General features: G+C 36.8%; 21 protein-coding genes. 3 read left to right on the plus strand and 18 right to left on the minus strand.

The genetic code is table 11. The features are described 5' to 3' along the window. Positions 1-11: 11 nt before the first annotated feature. From SUCMO_RS0109845 to recD2, 13 genes are all read right to left on the minus strand, one after another. A complete protein-coding gene (locus tag SUCMO_RS0109845; RefSeq protein WP_019880552.1) occupies positions 12-512 on the minus strand; it encodes a flagellar protein FlgN in 501 nt (166 codons plus the stop codon). 6 nt (positions 513-518) lie between these two features. Next, positions 519-827, minus strand: a complete 309-nt coding sequence (locus SUCMO_RS0109850) for a flagellar biosynthesis anti-sigma factor FlgM (RefSeq protein WP_019880553.1) — start codon at positions 825-827, stop codon at positions 519-521. 96 nt (positions 828-923) lie between these two features. Continuing rightward, positions 924-1,616, minus strand: coding sequence for an acylneuraminate cytidylyltransferase family protein (locus SUCMO_RS0109855; protein WP_019880554.1), 693 nt, complete (start codon positions 1,614-1,616; stop codon positions 924-926). A gap of 12 nt (positions 1,617-1,628) precedes the next feature. Next, positions 1,629-2,684 carry a sugar phosphate nucleotidyltransferase gene (locus tag SUCMO_RS0109860; protein WP_019880555.1) on the minus strand — a complete coding sequence of 352 codons (1,056 nt, stop codon included), beginning with the start codon at positions 2,682-2,684 and terminating at the stop codon, positions 1,629-1,631. A gap of 15 nt (positions 2,685-2,699) precedes the next feature. After that, positions 2,700-3,338 carry an acetyltransferase gene (locus SUCMO_RS0109865; protein WP_019880556.1) on the minus strand — a complete coding sequence of 213 codons (639 nt, stop codon included), beginning with the start codon at positions 3,336-3,338 and terminating at the stop codon, positions 2,700-2,702. Then, positions 3,335-4,411 (minus strand): N-acetylneuraminate synthase, encoded by a 1,077-nt coding sequence (gene neuB / locus SUCMO_RS0109870; RefSeq protein ID WP_019880557.1) that lies wholly within the window; start codon positions 4,409-4,411, stop codon positions 3,335-3,337. The genes SUCMO_RS0109865 and neuB overlap by 4 nt, the downstream gene beginning before the upstream one ends. Beyond that, complete coding sequence (locus tag SUCMO_RS0109875) at positions 4,408-5,076, minus strand: PIG-L deacetylase family protein (RefSeq protein ID WP_019880558.1); 669 nt, start codon at positions 5,074-5,076, stop codon at positions 4,408-4,410. The genes neuB and SUCMO_RS0109875 overlap by 4 nt, the downstream gene beginning before the upstream one ends. Beyond that, positions 5,073-5,966 (minus strand): formyltransferase family protein, encoded by an 894-nt coding sequence (locus SUCMO_RS0109880; RefSeq protein ID WP_019880560.1) that lies wholly within the window; start codon positions 5,964-5,966, stop codon positions 5,073-5,075. Before SUCMO_RS0109880 ends, SUCMO_RS0109875 begins: the two co-directional genes overlap by 4 nt. Before the next feature lie 18 nt (positions 5,967-5,984). Further along, the gene (gene neuC / locus SUCMO_RS0109885) at positions 5,985-7,142 is read right to left on the minus strand and encodes a UDP-N-acetylglucosamine 2-epimerase (protein WP_019880561.1); all 1,158 of its coding nucleotides are present in this window, start codon (positions 7,140-7,142) and stop codon (positions 5,985-5,987) included. Positions 7,143-7,151: 9 nt separating this feature from the next. Then, complete coding sequence (locus SUCMO_RS0109890; RefSeq protein WP_019880562.1) at positions 7,152-8,324, minus strand: LegC family aminotransferase; 1,173 nt, start codon at positions 8,322-8,324, stop codon at positions 7,152-7,154. 12 nt (positions 8,325-8,336) lie between these two features. Continuing rightward, positions 8,337-9,320, minus strand: a complete 984-nt coding sequence (locus SUCMO_RS0109895) for an NAD-dependent 4,6-dehydratase LegB (protein WP_019880563.1) — start codon at positions 9,318-9,320, stop codon at positions 8,337-8,339. A 92-nt stretch (positions 9,321-9,412) separates the two neighbouring features. After that, positions 9,413-10,102, minus strand: a complete 690-nt coding sequence (locus SUCMO_RS11075) for a ComF family protein (protein ID WP_019880564.1) — start codon at positions 10,100-10,102, stop codon at positions 9,413-9,415. Continuing rightward, positions 10,093-12,249, minus strand: a complete 2,157-nt coding sequence (gene recD2 / locus SUCMO_RS0109905) for an SF1B family DNA helicase RecD2 (RefSeq protein ID WP_019880565.1) — start codon at positions 12,247-12,249, stop codon at positions 10,093-10,095. The genes SUCMO_RS11075 and recD2 overlap by 10 nt, the downstream gene beginning before the upstream one ends. A 138-nt stretch (positions 12,250-12,387) precedes the next feature. Here recD2 and SUCMO_RS0109910 point away from each other — a divergent pair, with 138 nt between their 5' ends. Continuing rightward, positions 12,388-12,834 (plus strand): S-adenosylmethionine decarboxylase family protein, encoded by a 447-nt coding sequence (locus SUCMO_RS0109910; RefSeq protein WP_245539371.1) that lies wholly within the window; start codon positions 12,388-12,390, stop codon positions 12,832-12,834. A 134-nt stretch (positions 12,835-12,968) separates the two neighbouring features. On the opposite strand, the gene rarD is transcribed toward SUCMO_RS0109910, so the two are convergent. Beyond that, complete coding sequence (rarD, locus tag SUCMO_RS0109915; RefSeq protein WP_019880567.1) at positions 12,969-13,892, minus strand: EamA family transporter RarD; 924 nt, start codon at positions 13,890-13,892, stop codon at positions 12,969-12,971. 235 nt (positions 13,893-14,127) lie between these two features. Between rarD and SUCMO_RS0109925 the strand changes: the two genes are divergently transcribed. Then, positions 14,128-14,817, plus strand: coding sequence for an HAD family hydrolase (locus tag SUCMO_RS0109925; protein ID WP_019880570.1), 690 nt, complete (start codon positions 14,128-14,130; stop codon positions 14,815-14,817). Positions 14,818-14,921: 104 nt separating this feature from the next. Here SUCMO_RS0109925 and SUCMO_RS0109930 read toward each other — a convergent pair whose 3' ends face one another. The 4 genes from SUCMO_RS0109930 to SUCMO_RS0109945 are packed head-to-tail and all read right to left on the minus strand — an operon-like array spanning position 14,922 to position 17,642. Continuing rightward, entirely contained in the window at positions 14,922-15,446 is a 525-nt protein-coding gene (locus tag SUCMO_RS0109930) for a 2-oxoacid:acceptor oxidoreductase family protein (RefSeq protein ID WP_019880572.1), read from the minus strand. Continuing rightward, on the minus strand, positions 15,446-16,270 hold the full coding sequence (locus tag SUCMO_RS0109935) for a thiamine pyrophosphate-dependent enzyme (RefSeq protein WP_028954000.1): 825 nt from the start codon (positions 16,268-16,270) through the stop codon (positions 15,446-15,448). The genes SUCMO_RS0109930 and SUCMO_RS0109935 overlap by 1 nt, the downstream gene beginning before the upstream one ends. Before the next feature lie 26 nt (positions 16,271-16,296). Then, positions 16,297-17,439, minus strand: a complete 1,143-nt coding sequence (locus tag SUCMO_RS0109940) for a 2-oxoacid:acceptor oxidoreductase subunit alpha (protein WP_019880574.1) — start codon at positions 17,437-17,439, stop codon at positions 16,297-16,299. A gap of 17 nt (positions 17,440-17,456) precedes the next feature. After that, positions 17,457-17,642 (minus strand): 4Fe-4S binding protein, encoded by a 186-nt coding sequence (locus SUCMO_RS0109945; protein ID WP_019880575.1) that lies wholly within the window; start codon positions 17,640-17,642, stop codon positions 17,457-17,459. 287 nt (positions 17,643-17,929) lie between these two features. On the opposite strand from SUCMO_RS0109945, the gene SUCMO_RS0109950 reads away from it, so the two are divergent. After that, entirely contained in the window at positions 17,930-18,580 is a 651-nt protein-coding gene (locus SUCMO_RS0109950; RefSeq protein ID WP_019880576.1) for a TetR/AcrR family transcriptional regulator, read from the plus strand. Positions 18,581-18,767: the final 187 nt, after the last annotated feature.

The raw sequence follows: 18,767 nt of genomic DNA on the forward strand, positions 1-18,767 counted from the left end.
TTCGATCTCCTTTAAGCTTTATAATCAAATACTTTCTTCGTATTAGTTGTTTGTTGTTCAATTTTTCCTTTGCCAGTATGTTGACCGTATACAGGGGCGGCTTGTGCCTGAGTCATGCGGTTCACACTATAGGTTACAACATTAATTGCTTGTTTCAGCAAATAACCATTAGTTTCATTGGCATCTTTTAATTGTTTTGATAATTCCAATAACCGTTCTGTCAAGTTTTGTAAGCGCACTAAGCTATTCGCTTCTGCCCAAACTCTTATCTCACTTAAATTTTTCAGCGGACTGCTTACTACCTTATCACGCACCATTTCTTGAATTATCCGATTACGTTCTTGTTCTAAGCGATTAATTTTCAGCATATGCTCTTCTTCTAAGCGCATAATCTTTGTCAGCTGCTCGTTATCCGCATTTATTAAAACCTGTTTCTTTTCCACGGCTAGGTCATATATATGTCGTAATAATATGTATAGTTCTTCTAAAACACCCAAAAGTTTTTCATACATAAATAACTATTCCCCCTTTTGAGTTTCAATAAATTTACTGGCCACATCGTAAGCATTAACTTGGTAATTGTTGTTTTGCACCTTACGGGCAATACTCTCCACCCGTTCTTCGCGAGCCGCCCCGAAACTAGTACCGCTAATTTGTTGCATTTGCGCTTGTTTTTCTAAGCTTTCCGCCGACAAAATAACTTGATCTTTGCTATCTTTGACAGTCTTACCACTCGCTACTACATTTTTTACTTTATCATAACTTTGATAAACGGCACTAACTTTTTGCACCCGACTTACGCTATTTATGTTGTTAAAATTAATCATTAATCCCACTCCTATAATTCTTTATTCGTTAAACTATATCGAACAAAAATGATAATTATTAAATAAAAAAATAAAAAACCACCTAATGGCGATTTTTTATTTGTAATAATTTAAAATTGTCTCAGCCCATAAAAAATCCAGTTCCGAATCTATATCTACCGATCTTTCTTTAGGCATTTTAAAAGCATAACTGTCTCGTTCATAGAAACTTTTTTTCACTAAATAATTTTCTATTTCTGCTATATATATCGCTCCGTTAATCCTATAGTATTGCGGCAATTCTTGCCTGTTTCTATTGATATTTTGTAAAAAATTTTCCATGCTCCCATTTTCCGGAAGGGTATTCATCCATAATGGCGAGTGCTCTGCTTCACATACTCCAACTACATTTTTCGCCCCGATAGTCAAAAAATAGTTGTAAGAATCTCTAATATCTATCGCAGTTCTCAAGGGAGAGGTAGGTTGCAATAGCATAAATGTTGAGTATTTTTTTCCGTTTTTCCTCAATTGCCAAATTAAATCGACTATCACATCTGCAATTTTCGCATTGTCAGTTGCTAAATTACCCGCTCTAAGAAAAGGTACGCTAGCCCCATATTGACGAGCAATTGTTGCATATTTTTCCGAATCCGTCGAGACAAATATTTCAGAAAATATTCCGCTTTGCTGTGCAGCTATAATTGTATGCGCTAATAGTGGCTTTCCCGCGAAATTTTTAATATTCTTATCTGGCAAGCCTTTCGAGCCACTACGCGCAGGAATAATAGCTATTATATCAGGTTGGCTCACTAACTTTTCCCCCTACATTTTCATATCTTCTATACGTTGTTTCATTTTATCCAACTCCGAAAATTCACCCATATCCATCCACGCTGCTTCGCTTACTGGATATATCCCAACTTTTTCTGTAGCAGCCAAACAATTTTGAATAACATCCGTAATATGAATAAATTCATTTTCTGGAATATATTTTAAAAACTCGGGTTCTATAATATAAAAACCAGTATTGGTAATAAAGGAAAAACTTGGTTTTTCCTGAAAATTATCAATTTGCCCATCACTATTTAAAATCACTGTACCATAAGGAATTGTTATTTTTTTCACTGCACAGACTAAAGTAATTATATTGCCTTGTTGTTTATGGTAATCTAGCATCGCCGAATAATCTTCTTCAATTAAGACATCACAATTAGTCATAAAAAATGTTTCTTTTATTTTCCCATCTAACAGCTTCAGCCCGCCACCCGTTCCTAAAAATTCTTGTTCCTCTACAAATTCTACTTTATCGCTCATTTCTAACTCTTGAAAATAGGCTTGAATAAGATTTTTTTTATAATTTAAGATAATTGAAAATTGTTCACAGCCAAACTTGCGAAATTGATCTAGGATATGTTCAGTAATTGTTTTATCTCCTATCGGAATTAAAGGTTTAGGTAAAACATTCGTATAGGGCAATAATCTTGTACCTTTACCCCCAGCCATAATGACCACTGGAGTTTTTAAGTTAGTATTTTTATAAATTTTTTCACCATGCAAAAAGTCTATCGCAATAATCTGTCCACTACTGCTAACTATAGGCACAGAAGTTATTTTCTTATCCAACATATACTCTTTAGAGTCTATGCCTGCTGCTATATCTATACATTTTACATTAGGATTGGCAATTTCAACAATTTTCGTCTTTAAATCGCCATTTTTCAAGATAAATCTACGAATATCCCCATCTGTAACTACTGCCTTTAAAATATTATTTTCACAGACATAAGCAATTCCTTTAGCCCCAGCATCAATTATCCCCATCGTTTCAATTATAGTAGTTTGCGGTTCCACAATATATTTACTTAAAGTTTTTTTCATAACTAAGCCCCCAAACTAGATTTTTTCTTTAGCTGGAACCCCCACAAAAACTCCCACGTTGCTTATATCATTTATTACAACAGCTCCAGCACCAACAATAGCTCCCGGCGCAATTTTCAAGCCTTGAATCACGGTCGCTCGCGCGCCAATATGAACATCTTGCCCTAATACACAACCCCCACAAACTACTGCGCCTGGCGAAATATGGTTATGCCCGTGCAACTCACAATCATGCTCAACGATTGCCCCGGTATTAATAATCGAATTTTCACCAATCAAACTTCCAACTTGTATTATTGACCCTGCCATAACCTGCACCCCTGCTACTAGTTGAACATGTTTTTCTATAATACTGTTAGGATGTATTAATGCGGGAAACTCATAGCCTAAATTTTTAAATTTAAGATATGCTTGTTTGCGAGCTCGATTATCCCCCACTGAACCAATGCCATTTAATAAAACTACTTCCTGGGGCTTATATTTAAAAATTTCCGCTTCCAAGCCCAAAATATTAACATTATCAATTTTACTTTCCTGCGGATGTTCTTTTATATCCACCAAACCCAATACTTGATAACCTTGTGCTTGAGCGGTAGCTAAAACCACCCGTGCATGCCCACCCGTCCCTAAAATTATTGCTGAGCGTCTGTTCATAATTCTAACACACTATCCTTAGAGTAATTTTTCCTTGCTGTTTGTCCCAATAAATTCCAATAATTACAAGGTTCTAAACCAAAACTGCCACTGCGCTTAATAGCTATATTTTCTCGAGTGAATTTCTCGCCGCAACTTATCGCACAAGCCGCAACAAGTGTTTTTCTAACTATTTTTTTATTATCAAGTTCTCTGGCACTAGGTTTTTTCAAACTACTACCTAACGCCTGCTCGACTTGCCTAATACCTTCAACCATTTGTTGTAATTCTACTGGATCTAACGATGCCTTATGATCTGGTCCAGGTAAATTTTTATCTAAGGTAAAATGTTTTTCAACTATTTTAGCGCCACGCGCCACTGCGGCAATTGGGACAGCTATCCCTGCCGTATGATCTGAAAAGCCGACTGGTAAACCAAATGCTTGTGCCATAGTATCCATAGCTTTCAAGTTAACATCTCCATACGGAGCTGGATACTCTGTAGTGCAATGTAGTAACGAAACTTTAGCACGTAAAATCTCTTGCCCTTCAATCGAATTGTAAGCTTGCCAAAAATCATTTTTATCCTTGGGTAGTAGCTGACACAAGTACCCAAAGGCTAGCACAGCTAAAGCAAATTCTACTTCACCCAACAAACTCATTCCTGTAGATAAAATCACCTTTTTCTGTGTTCGTGCAATTTCGAGTAAAAAAGGAGCGTTATTAATTTCCCCAGAAGGAATTTTTATAAAGGGCATTTCGAAATTTTTATTAAGCATCTGCAAACTTTCATTATCAAAAGGCGTTGAGAGAAAAATTATCTCTTTAGCTAAACAATACTGATATAAAGCAATATGTTCCGCTTCCGTTAATTCCAAAGCTTGCAACATCGTGAATTGCGATTCGCTGTTGCCGGTATTTTGAATTTGATAAGCCGCTTTTGCAGAATTTTCACTAACTAAATTTGTCGCTTTAAAGCTCTGAAATTTTATTATATCAGCACCAGCAGTTTTAGCTACGTCAACTAATTGTTTCGCCATTGCTAAACTGCCATTATGATTAACCCCGGCCTCAGCAATAATCAAAGTTTTCACTCTAATCTCTCCTTAAGCAACATAAATGCTTCTGCAAATTTAAAGCTAGACATCCCGCCTCTAACTACAGCCAATGCTCTTATACATTCTACACTTCTCGGAAAAGGATGCTCTCCTATTTCCGATTCATATACACTTATAATTTCTTCTTTTTTATGCATATATTTAGATATATCAACAAATACATTTGGTCTAAAATAGTTACTATCTGGGTTTATAGAGAAATCTGTTTCAGAAATAGTTTCGTAACATAATATTCGTTCTATACTATTATTTCTAAAACTTTTTGAAGCTGAAACCACACTATCAAATACTATCTTATGATCACTGTGAACATCCCCTCGATAAGGTAAATAAATAATATTTGGTTTCTCTCCTGCTATTAACTTTGAAATCTTTTGAACTAGTTTAGACTTGGGAATCTGATCTATTTCCATCGTTGGAAACTTTAGTTCATATAACTTGCTAAGCTTGTATAACTCCTTAACCTTTTCAATTTCCTTCATTCTACATATAATTTTTTCAGCTAAAAACTTTCCCTCTTTCATTTCTGTTGCTATAACCAAAATAACTTCGTCACCATTATCTACATGTTTTAGCATTGTTCCGCCACACCCCAATGTTTCATCATCAGGATGCGGAGCAAAAACCATAACTTTCTTCATAAAAGATATTCTCCTTCCTTCGGGATTATAGCAAAATCATGACTCAATATCTCAATCGCTCCCTCATAACATTTAACCCAAATCTTATCTTTCACCACTTTAACTACTTTACCCGGTTCCAAATTATTAAAACTTGAATCAATTTCGAGTTCTCTAACTGCCCAAATTTTAACTTCATTCGTTTTATATATACAGTGCGCACCTACATATGGTTTATTCAAGGACCTAACTAAATTATAAATAGCTCTACTACTCATCCTCCAGTCAATCTGCCCATCCATTTTACTTCTTTTACGCCAAACATTTGCTTTTGCTTCATCTTGAAATTGTAATTCTTCATTGCCGGCTGCAAGTCGTGCTGTAAATATCGGTATTTCTTTTAATGCTTCTCTAACAACCCTATCATATAAAGAACGTGCATCATCTTCATAATAAATGGGTAATTTTTTTTGGCTTATTATTCCTCCAGCATCTGCATATTCATTAATTTTAAAGAAACTTATTGCAGTTTCTGACAAACCTAAAGCTAATGCCCAAATGATAGGATGTCTTCCTCTGTTTTGTGGTAAAGCCGCTGGGTGAAAACCAACTACCCCTTTAGGAAAAAGGTCTATAAATTTTTCCTCTAACAAATACGACCAGCCAAAACAATATGCAATATCAGCTTTTACTTTTTTGGCAAATTCTAAAATGATATGATTATCACTATTATCGCTAAAAATATAAGGAATAGATTTTATTTTTGCTACTTCTTCCAGAGAAACAAAATCAGAATTAATTTTAGAATCATTTTTCGTTACTATACCCACAACCTCAATAAAGTCTAGGTTTAACAAACACTCTAATGCTTTTCTACTAAACTCTACACATCCAATAAATAAAATTTTCATAAAAGCAGTCCTTTCTATTCATATATCAACAAACTTCTTTATCAATATGTTTTTCAAGTCAACATTTTTCAAAATCTCTTTTATTTTAAATGCAATTGCTTCTTTTCCATAAATCATCTCAAAATCACTTAAGTTTTTTCTAAAATCAAAGGACAATGCCTTTTTAATAGCTAATCTTATTTCTTCACTTGTTTCTCCACATTCTATTACTGAATAAGGTTTTTCTCTACCTTTTTGTCTAATTCCAATATCAACAGTTGCAGTTCTAAAAAATGGGGCCTCTATAATCCCACTTGAAGAGTTCCCTATTACTACATCCGCAAATTTTAGAAGGCTTAAGTATTTTAATTGCCCCAATGATGTAAATATTTTAACATTGCTATTAGTGTTTGCGAACTCTTCTAATAACTCATTAATAAGTCTACCACCTGCATCAGAATTGGCTTTAGTAATTATTATTGTTGTATCTTTATAAGCAGAAAGAACCTCTAATAAATCTCTAATTTTTTTTTCTACTCCGCCTTTTTCTAAAGTCACTGGATGATATGTAACTAAAAAAACCTTTTTGTCTAGTGAAATTCCCAAGCTATCCTCTAATTCATATTCACTTAATAAATTTGTTTTAATTAGATTATCTATACACATAGCTCCAAAATTAAAAACAAATTCTTCTCTTTCTCCAAGTTGTATCACACGCCTTTTATATTTTTCTGTAGCTGTAAAGTGCAAATGTGACATCTTTGTTAGAGAATGTCTTATTGAATCATCAATCAAGCCTTCAGTTAATTCCCCACCATGAATGTGAGCTAAAGGAATATTGGCAACTAGTGCCGCCTGAGCGGCTACAAGTATTTCGTATCTGTCACCTAAAACCACTACTATATCTGGCTTTAAATTAGCCAAAGCATCCGCAAAGCCAATTAAGCCCAGGCCCATGGATTTAGTTATACCTACAGGAGTATCACTCGCTAACAACATTTCTATTTTCGCATCAATATTAAAGCCATCACTTTCGATAACTTGATAGGTCAAACCAAATTCCGTAGATAGATGCATACCCGTAACAATTAATTGTAATTGCAAAGCCGCATCTTCTTGTATCTCCCGCATCAACCAATATAGCAAGCCATATTCAGCTCTGGTTCCTGTAACTACACAAATTTTGCGTTTTACCATAATAGCCTCCTAGATTAAACTACTGCCGCTAGGAATATTAATTAACCGCCGTGCAATATCTTCAGCCTGTGCACAATCCATTTTCGGACAATTAGCGTACATTGGCAAAGTATACATTAAATTCCATACTGGTCTACACATCAAGCCATGTTCATTTAAATAAGCTAATAATTCATCACGGTAAGGTGCAAATTCTTTGTCCAACAAAATAGCATTTAACCAGTAGTTACTTTTACAGTCTGCGGGCTCTTTAAAAAACTCCACTCCCTTGATATTTGCTAGTGCGGCCTGATAATTATCCGCCAACAATCTTTTTTTCTGCAAAAACCCTGGCAGCTGTTCCAACTGAGCACAACCTAAAGCTGCATTAAGATTCGGTAAACGATAGTTATAGGCTACTTGATCATGCCTAAACTCCCAGCGATGTGCTAATTTCGCTGTAGTTGTTAAATGTTTAGCTAAGGTGCCGAGTTCTAAGTCATTAGTTAAAATAGCCCCACCACCGCCAGTAGTTATTGTTTTATTGCCATTGAAGCTTAGGGCTGCCACTTTACCGCAATTGCCAGTATGCTGGCCTTTATAGTAAGAACCTAGCGATTCTGCCGCATCTTCCACTAATTCTAGCTTGTATTTTTGGCAGATATTTTCTAAGGCGGTTAAATTAACTGGATGTCCAAAAGTATGCATGGGAACCACAGCTTTAATTCGCCTATTAGTTAGTTTATTGTAACATTCACCGGCTCTAATTTCTGCTATCTTCGTCAAATATTCGTCTAGTTTCTGTGCATCTACTCCCAAAGTAGTAAAATCACTATCTATAAAATGCGGCACTGCCCTACAATAGCTTACTGCATTAGCCGTAGCAATAAACGTCAAAGCGGGCATTAAAACTTCATCCTCAGCTTTAACACCTACCAATAACAAGCAAATATGTAAGGCCGCCGTGCCATTCACTACGGCTACAGCCCGCTTAACACCTGTAAATTCCGCCAAATCTGCTTCGAATTTATCCACATATTTCCCTACCGAAGACACCCAGCCGGTATCTAAACAATCCTTAACGTATTCCCATTCCTTGCCGGCAAAAGTTGGTTCGTGCAGGGCAATATACTGTTTATCCTTGGGTAATACTTGCTTTAAAGCCTGCTCAATTTCCGCAAAAAATCTCTCTTTATTTGCCACACAGCTCACCCCTTAAATATTATAGATGTCCGTTTTAAATTTATCCAAGTTTTCCCTCGTCCAGCTAATAGTCTCTGCAATTCCTTGGGCCAGAGTATACTGTGGCGCCCAATTAGTAAGTTGTTTAATTTTGGCATTACTTCCTAATAAACGATTAACTTCGCTTTTTTCAGGCCGCAATCTTTCTTGCTCACAAATAATCTTGGCCTGCGGATTAAGTTGCTGCACAATTTCATTAGCCAATTGCCCAATAGAAATTTCCTCTTGCGTCGCAATATTGATCTCTTCACCAATAGTTCGCTCACTTTTGGCAATTTCAATAAACCCTCGTGCTGTATCTTTGACAAAATTAAAATCACGTGTGGGCGTAAGTGCTCCTAGTTGTATTTCTTGTTTTCCAGCTAAAAGCTGGGTAATTATCGTCGGAATAACCGCTCTGGCCGATTGGCGCGGCCCATACGTGTTAAATGGCCTCACGATTGTTATCGGCATCGCAAAACTACGGTAAAAGCTTTCAGCCAATCGATCCGCACCAATTTTAGTTGCGGAATAGGGGGATTGTCCTTGAAAAGGATGCTGTTCATCAATTGGAACATATTGTGCTGTTCCATAAACTTCTGAAGTCGAGGTTACCAACACTCTTTTAGTCGCTAAATCTCTTGCCGCCTGTAAAACATTTAAAGTTCCTTTGATGTTGGTATCAACATACGAATCTGGCGAATGATAACTAAACGGAATTGCAATCAAAGCCGCTAAGTGAAAAACTTCATCTATATTTTGCAGCGCCGTCCGCACCCCATTCGGATCGCGAATATCCCCAGTAAATACCTCTATTTCCTTGAGAATTTCCTGCGGTAATGTATCTAGCCACCCCCAGGAATTAAATGAATTATAATAAGCAAACGCCCGTACTTTATAGCCCTCTGCCACTAATCCTTCTACTAAGTGACTGCCAATAAAACCATCTGCTCCTGTTACTAGTGCCGTCTTATACATCTTTTCTCCGCCCTTTATTAAATATTTATATACCTTATAACGAATAAATTCTAGTTTTTCTTAAATATTCTTCAAAATATCAAGCTATAGTCTTAATTATTATCACTAGCAAAAGTAATTCCGATTACCGCCTGGGCCCCATGCAACTTTAAAATTCGTGCACTTTCATTTAAACTCGCCCCGGTTGTAAAAATATCATCTAATAATAAAATTTTATTATTAGATAAACTGCGAATTTGTTTAATACTGCCAAATACATTTTCTTGACGCTGTTTACGGCTGAGTTGATACTGGGGTGCAGTATTTTTCCCTCTTCTTAACACATTTTCGTAGTTTATATTATTGGTTTTTAGCCATTGCGCAAATAACAACTTAGGTATTTCATAACCACGTACCAACATTCTTTTATAGTCAGTTGGTACACTTACAGCACTAAATTGCTTTAGCTCGTTTGCATATAGTCGGGCAAAAAATTCACTTTGTGTATTTTGCCAAGCTAAGGCTAGCAACTCGCCTAAAATTAACGCTTGATTGCGTTGCCCGGCAAATTTAGCCTGCTGTAACACACGCTTTACACGCTTATAATGAGTACAAAATATTAAACCATCTAAATAGCCCGGTCTTAAAATAGCAGGACTTACAAAGCGAATATCGGGAACTAATTCTAGGCATTGTTCGCAAAACCTGTTTTCGCAGTTTTCGCTTAGCAGGGTCTTACAAAAAACACAGCGACGCGGATAGAGAATCTCCAACAAGGTTTGCCAAAAATCCTTTAAGAACAAGGTAATACCCCTTGCAAGCGTTCTTTAAGCAAGGAATAGCGCAAATGGGTTTTATTATTCGCCACAGCTGCTTTTAGGGCTTGCAGTTTCCCGGCTAAAAACACTTCACTTTTGGCTCGCGTTATCGCTGTGTACAGTAAATTGCGTTGCAACATTATATAATGCCCCAACACTAACGGTAACAACACGCATTTATACTCGCTACCTTGTGCCTTGTGTACACTAATGGCATAAGCTAATTCTAATTCATCTAGTTCCCCCTTGGCATAAACCACACTATCCGTGCCGCCTTTTTCCGGAAAACGCACACTAACCTGACCTGCTATTGAGGTAATAATACCAATATCACCATTAAAAACGTCTTTTTCATAATTATTTTTAATTTGCATAACTTTATCGCCTTCACGAAAAACATATTTAACTGTATTAATTTCTTCTTTTTCTTCACTAGCTGGATTAACCAATTGCTGTAAAATTTTATTCAAGTTTTGTACACCACATACTTGTTTATGCATTGGTGCTAATACTTGTAGTTCTTGTTGTCCATGAGTATTAAGTTTTTCTAAATATGTTTGGGCAATTAAATCGGCCACCGCCTGTTCTTCCGCTAATTCCCGAAAAACAAAATCGGCATTTTTATTTAAATCTGGTAATTTACCTTGATTAATTTTATGCGCATTAACAACAATCGAACTTTGCTCGGCCTGCCTAAATACTTCTTGTAGTCTAATAACAGGCATACTCTCCGAGCGAATAATATCCCCCAGAACATTACCAGCACCAACTGATGGTAATTGATCAATATCGCCAACTAATACTAGTCTACAACCTGTAGCTAAAGCTCTTAATAAATAGCTCGCCAAGACAATATCCAGCATAGATGCCTCATCTACAATGACCACATCTGCCTCTAATGGTTGATATTCATTGCGTGCAAAGGCAAATCTGCCTTCCGCTGGATTGTACTCTAATAGCCGATGAATAGTTTTCGCTTCACGCCCAGCTGATTCGGCTAAACGCCGTGCCGCTCGTCCCGTCGGGGCTGCTAGTAAAATCTCACAGCCTGCTTTTTCTAAAACTTTGATAATCCCACGAATAATTGTCGTTTTCCCCGTACCTGGACCCCCAGTAAGCACTAGTACCCCGTGCTGTACTGTTGATTGGATAGCTTGTTTTTGAATATCCGCTAGTTTAATATTTTCCTTACTTTCCCAATCGCCAATAATCGCCTCGACATCAATTTTGCCAACTGCTCTAGCTTGATCTTTTAGTCTTAATAAACGCCTGGCCACAATGCACTCGGCTTGATATAGATACTCTGGGTAAACTAACTGGGTATTTTGAAACTCTTCGGACCGCAATCGCTTTTTTTCTAATAAATCTTCTAGCAAGTTATAAACATACTCTGGTTCAGCCTGTAACATTTTAGCAGTTTGGTCTGTCAATGCTTGTAAAGATATGCAGGTATGTCCCAACGTGGCAATTTTGCCTACGGCAAATTCAATGCCAGCCCGTAATCTGAGTGGTGAGTCTACTTCAAAACCCATGGATAAGGCAATGCGATCTGCAGTTTTAAAGCCAATTCCATGCACCTCCGAAGCTAGGTCATAAGGATTATCCCGCAACTTATTAATCGCTTGGCTACCATAATTGCTTTGTAGTTTTGGCGCATAACTTGAGCTAATTCCATAACTTTCTAGGAAAATCATTAGTTCACGCATTTCGGCAATTTCGGCATATGATTGAATTATATCTTGTGCTTTTTTAGCGCCAATTCCTGAAACTTCCGTCAAACGCATTGAAGCTGAATTCATAATTTGCAAAGTTTCTTCACCGAAATGATCTACTATGCGTTTCGCCATTGCCTTGCCAATGCCTTTAATTATTCCCGAAGCTAAAAACCGCTCCATCCCTTCTTTACTAGAGGGGGGAATAATTGTTAGGCTTTTAGCCTGAAACTGTTTGCCAAATTTAGCATGTTCTACCCATTCCCCTTGTAAGGTAATTTGTTCACCAATATAAGGGGCAATGCCTTTATATACTATACAAGTAAGTCCTTGTGCTTGTTCATTTATCTTAAAAACACAGAAAGTGTTCTCAGGCGCTTGAAACAGCACACTTTCCACAATGCCATTTAATTCTTGCATTTTCTACCTCTCGTCCGCTATTTTCTCATAAGTTAATTATAGCATAACCGCTTGATACTTGCGCAGATTTTGACAGCCCCCCGCTTATCCGTTATACTATTTAAGAAGATTATTTGAGGATGTGATTTTGTGAACGCCATGGGTAAACAAGTAACCCTAGATCTCTATCATTGTGCAGAAAATTTATTACAAGATAAACAAGCTCTAAAAGATATTATCCAAAAAGCAATGTCCGCAGGTGATATGCCGGCCTTAGTAGATTATATGCATTCGGACACGCATACTGATTTTAGTATCGTAGCTCTTTGTGTTGGTGGCCATGTAACTGCCCACTCTTATCCCCGCTTAGGTTTTATTGCAGTTGATATTTTTTCTTGCGATAACAATACTAACCCTGATAAAGTTGCCTTGATTATTAAAAATTTCTTTAATCCCGAAAGCAGTAAAATGACTTATTTACAGCGTGGCGATTTCGGCACTATTAGTGATATGAAACCCCGCAAACAAACGCATACACAAACCATGCGTCGTGTAAAAAACACTGGTGCCAAAATGTTGCGATTATTGTCTAATAAAGACGATTAACTGCAGTTTTAAGCTTATTGTTTTTTGTTTAACTTTAGCCCTGCTTTTCAAAGTATTTCAATAGCACTTATTAGCTATTAACTAAATTAAGTCAAAATCTCCTGGCAAATAAAAACTATTTGCCAGGAGATTTTTTATTTTAAAAACAACTTTTCTAAATACAATTGAAAAATCTTAGTCTGGGAAATACTAAACAAGGCTAGAGCTGTCCAAATAAAGCCAAAGGCCCAAAAATGACTAACGGTAAAAGCTTCTTGATAAATAAATACACCAATTAGCAAAGAAATTGTTGGTGAAATATATTGCAAAAACCCCACAATATTCAAAGGTAACATTTTCGCCCCCTGGGAAAACAGTAGCAACGGTGTTGCTGTAACTACGCCACTAATTGTAAGTAGTCCTAAACTAAAATTATCCGCAACTTGCCAAGCAGAAATGCCTTGGCTATACAAATAGTAGATATAAGCTCCTGCTAGTGGCATGGCCACTAAAGTTTCTAAAGTAATACTAGTAACAACTGTGGTTTTTACTAGTTTTTTTAGCAACCCATACAGCCCAAAAGTCAAAGCTAAACTCAATGAAATCCAAGGAATAGTTCCTAATCTCCAAGCCATAATTGCCACACCACAACAGGCCAAAGCAAAAGAAATTTTCGTCCAAATACTTAGGCGCTCTTTAAAATAATATACCCCCAAAACAATACTCACCAAGGGATTAATATAGTAGCCTAAACTGGTTTCTACAATTCTACCGGAATTAACGGCGACAATAAATAGTAGCCAATTGATACTGATGATTATTCCCGCCGCCACCAGCAATAAACTTTGCCGTCGATTAGCCAAAATTGTTTTGCTTTCTTGATAAAAAGCCTGCCATTTGCCTAGACAAATAATTGCCACGAGCATAAAAATAAAGGCCCAAACAATTCGCTCCGCGAGAATTTCATAAGCACTAACATTGTTAAAACTCTTCCAATAAATCGGAAAAAATCCCCACAGCGCATAGGACGCAAGGGTAAACATTACCCCTTTTTTATATTCTATTTCTGCCTTATTCACCTTGCACCACCTTTGAAAAACTATTAGTTGTTAATATATCATATATAGGTTGTTTTCGTAAGTACTTTCCTAGCGTAAAGTAAGCCTGCTTTAGGAAAAAAACTACTTGTAGTATAATAGCTATTATTAGGTTTTGTGCAACACAACTGCTTAGCCCAACTCCAAAATTTTTTATTTGCTTCAAGCCCACAAATATAAAATACGCACTTCGTGTCTATAAAAGGATGGTGTTTAAATGAAATATCTAGTTTGGGATATTGATGGAACTCTAATTAAAACCGGTCGCGCCGGCTTACATGCCCTTAAGCAAACAATGCTGGATTTATATTCCATTGAAACAGATTTCGATTTTCCCGCTGGCGGTAGAACTGACCGGTTCATTACGTATGAACTATTAAAAAAAGTGGCAAATATTCCTCTAACAGAGCAAGAGCAGCATAGCCACAAAATTTTAAAATATTACGAAGAAATTTTACCAGCCTTTCTGCAGCAGTATCAAGGCGAGATAATGCCTAATGTGACGGCAATTTTGGATTTTATTGCTCCACAACAAAATACCTATACTTCCACTTTACTAACTGGCAATACTCTCAAAGGGGCTATCGCTAAAATGCACCGTTATGGTTTAAAACACTATTTCGATTTTTCCTTAGGCGTTTTTGGTGATAATAGCATCTGCCGCAATGAATTATCTCAACAATTTTTACAAAATCTGCAAAATCTGCAACCGCAAATCAATCCTAAAGATATCATTATTATTGGCGATACGCTCCATGATATCGAATGTGCCCAACATATCGGTGCTAAGTGTATTGCAGTAGCTACTGGTTCAGTAAATCTAGAAACTCTATCTCAAGCAAATCCTTGGCGCGCTTATGCCGAATTGCCCACTCCACTAGAATTTGTCAAGCTATTTCGAGCCTAAATCCAGCTCTTCATTAGTACTCTAAATGATAATTCAGCTATAAAAAATATGCTGTGATATGCAGAAGTTTTTCCGCACACCACAACATATCTTCTTAAACGATTTTATTTAACTAGGTTCATACCTAATTCAATTGCTTTTTCATTAAGAGCTTCTGTACCTTTAGGTACGCGCGCCAAAACTGCTTTTACTAAAGACTCTTTGCTAACCACGCCGGTTATTTTAACCAAGGCCCCTAGAGCGATAATATTGGCAAATAAAGCTTTACCCAAATCTTCTTTAGCCGTATGAGTAATTGGCAATTCATAAATTTTGCCAGCATGTGCTGGTAACTCTTGCACAAATAAACTGTCGGTAATTAGGATGCCTTCTGCTGGCAAATCCGTAGTATATTTTTTGCAAGCCTCTTGACTCATCGCCAACACTACATTCGGAGTTTCTACTTTAGGATAATATATAGCCTTATCCGATATTATTACCTCTGATTTGCTCGAACCGCCGCGTGCTTCTGGGCCGTAAGATTGTGATTGAATAGCTAGTTTCCCATCTAAAAGTGCTGCTTCGGCTAAAATTATGCCGCCTAAAATTAAACCTTGTCCGCCTGTACCTGATAGTCTTAGTTGTTGCATTATTTCTTACCTCCTTGAGCACTTTGAATAACTTTATCATATTCAGCCGTATACTCAGGAACGCCTTCAATTTTATGCAATACACCTATTGGGAATTTACCTTCGCGCTGTTCCGCACTTAGTTTTTCCCAAGCTGCTAGCATTACTCCTGCTTCTTTTTGCCACTGCATCATTTTCGGAGCGTCACCTTTTTTATTTTGACGCCCGAATGAAATCGGACAAGCTGTAATTGCTTCAATTAAGCTAAAACCATTGTGTTGAATACCTTGGGCGATAATATCCGACAACAATTGCGCATGATAGGTTGTCGCCCTAGCCACGAAAGTTGCACCTGCTGCTTTTGCTAGTTCCGAAATATCAAAGGAACGCTCAATGGTACCATAAGGCGCAGTTGTAGCCTTAGAATGTATCGGTGTTAAGGGTGAATATTGCCCACCAGTCATCCCATAAATATTATTGTTGAATAATACTACCGTTAAGTTAATATTTCTTCTAGCCGCATGAATAAAATGATTACCACCAATTGCTGTAGCATCACCATCACCAGTTACTACAATTACATTTAATTCTGGATTAGCTAATTTTACGCCTGTGGCAAAGGGTATTGCCCGACCATGCGCTGAGTGAATTGTATTAAAGTCCAAATAACCCGAAGCTCTACTTGAACAACCTATACCCGAAACTACAGCCGTATTATCTTTATCTAAGCCTACACGCTCTACAGCTTTGGCGATTGCACCGGTTACAATTCCGTTTCCACAACCGGGACACCAAATATGCGGCAAGCGTCCTGGACGAAAATATTTCTCAATTACTTGTTCCATATCCATTCCTTTTTTCCTCCTTTATGCTATGCCTTTGCAATTTTTATTATTTCTGCGAGCATTTCTTTTGGGGTAATGGCCTCGTTATTATATTTAGCTTGCAAGCTTACTGGACATTTACCCGCTACAGCTCTTTCAACTTCACGAACATATTGTCCATAATTCATTTCTGCAACTAGAATATGTTTTACTTTAGTTGCTAGTTCTTGCATTTGTTTTTCCGCAAACGGCCAAATAGTTATTGGTCTAAATAAACCCACTTTTATACCTTGAGCCCGCGCCATATCCACAGCTGCATAGGCTGTACGTGCTGTACCACCATAGGCCACAACCGCGATTTCTGCATCTTCCATTTGGTAGTTTTCATAAGTTACAATTTCATCTATATTATTATAAATTTTAGCATGTAAACGATCTAAGCAGTCTTTAGTTGCTTTATTAGAGCCATTTGGGAAACCAGTTTCATCATGCACTAACCCAGTTACGTGATAACGATAGCCTGTCCCAAAAGCAGCCATCGGCGGTACTAAATCGGCATCTGCTTTATAGGCTTTATATTCACTTGGTGGTACTGTTGGCGTTTTTCGCTGTGGTTTAGCAACTGTTGCATAATCAGCTGGTAATTCTATTTTCTCACGCATATGTCCGATTACTTCATCTAGCAATAAAATTACAGGCGTACGATATTTTTCTGATAATTCATAAGCCCGAATTGTTAAATCAAAACATTCTGGTACACTACCTGGGGTTAAGGCAATTATTGCATGATCACCATGCGTACCCCAACGCGCTTGCATTACATCGCCTTGCGCTGGTGAGGTTGGTTGTCCAGTGGATGGGCCTACGCGTTGCACGTTTACTATTACCATAGGTATTTCTGCTATGCAAGCATAACCGATTAATTCTTGTTTTAAAGAAAACCCAGGTCCGCTAGTTGCTGTCATTACTTTTTTACCTGCTAACGAAGCGCCTATTATAACACCAATTCCAGCTATTTCATCTTCCATTTGGATGAACTTACCGCCAGTCGCTGGTAATAACTTTGCTAATGATTCCGCTACTTCTGTGGAGGGAGTTATTGGATAGCCGCCAAAAAATTGTACCCCTGCCGCTATTGCTCCTTCTGCCACAGCATGATTGCCTTGCATAAGATGTACTACTTTAGACAAACTGCTCAACTCCTTTTTTATTTTTTTTCTACAAATATCGCATAATCTGGACATCGCATTTCACATTGCCGACAAGATATACAAGCTTCTGCATTTACTACTTCAATTTTCTCTAGCTCATTTACTGCTAGAACTTTTTTCGGACAAAACTCAGCACATATGCCGCAGCCCTTACACCTTGCTATTAGGATTTTTAAAGACATTCCTCTTTACCTCCCATATTTAAATATACAACCATTACATAACTTGATTATATACTGTATACATTTATTCGGCAATAGTAGTAAAAAATTTTTAACGAAAAATTATAATATATTTATAGTTTTAACTATTTTTCAAATTTTAAAAGTTACTATCTTTACATATTTTCGTTATTGTTTTTTTATTTTTTTTAAATTACCAGATTGGCAGAATTATCTACTTTTTCCCATCCTTTAGTTTGCTAACAACTAAATAACTATGCTATAATTTAGTCTAGAGAGGTATGAGTATGCAGAAGCAAAAAAAGAGAGAAACTAAACAACAATTAATTCTAGCTGTTGCTAAAAAACTATTTGCCACAAATGGTTATTTTGGTACAACTATCGATGAAATAGCCCACGAAGCAGATATCGGCAAAGGAACCGTCTATAATTATTTCCACAATAAAGAACAATTATTTTATACTATCTTTTCTCAAATAAATCAGCCCTTTGTGGCAGATTTAAAAACTTTACAAACAAGTAACCTTGACTGTGAAGAAAAAATTCGTCAAGTCATCTTAGCTTTTGCCCATTACTATTTAACTAACCAAGATATTTTAATTATCGTTATTGAAGAAATGAAGGCTCTTAGTTTTATGAAAAAAGATGCCCTAACGTCTAGAGAAATGCTCGTTAAAAAAACGCTTTGCCAATTAAATAAATTAAAAGAAGAAGATTACGGACGTTATTTACTGGAAGTACAAAACACCTTTGATGTCTTACAGGCAATTTTACAAGAGGCGCTTGATAAAAAGTTTCTGCGCAACTATCCTAGTGACTATCTAGCTTGTACTTTATTTAGTAAATTATTACTTTTGACTTTTATGGGCTTTATTACCGATGCGCAAGAAATGGCGCGGTGTGTAACTGAAAATTTCTTATATGGTTTAAAGCAATAACAATTATTTTTCCTCCTTTGTTTTTAAGTTCGGTTGGCAGACCTTTACTTATTTTAACAAAGGAGGATTTTTTGCTTCTTTTTCAAATATTGTGAAGTAAATATTAAAAAGCATTTTTGTGTAACTTTAAGCTTTCCTAAACCATGTGCATAGCACATGGTTTTCTTCACATACAAAAAGATAGCAC

Origin of the sequence: Succinispira mobilis DSM 6222 (assembly GCF_000384135.1) — a bacterium.
GTDB classification, from domain to species: Bacteria; Bacillota; Negativicutes; order Acidaminococcales; family Succinispiraceae; genus Succinispira; species Succinispira mobilis.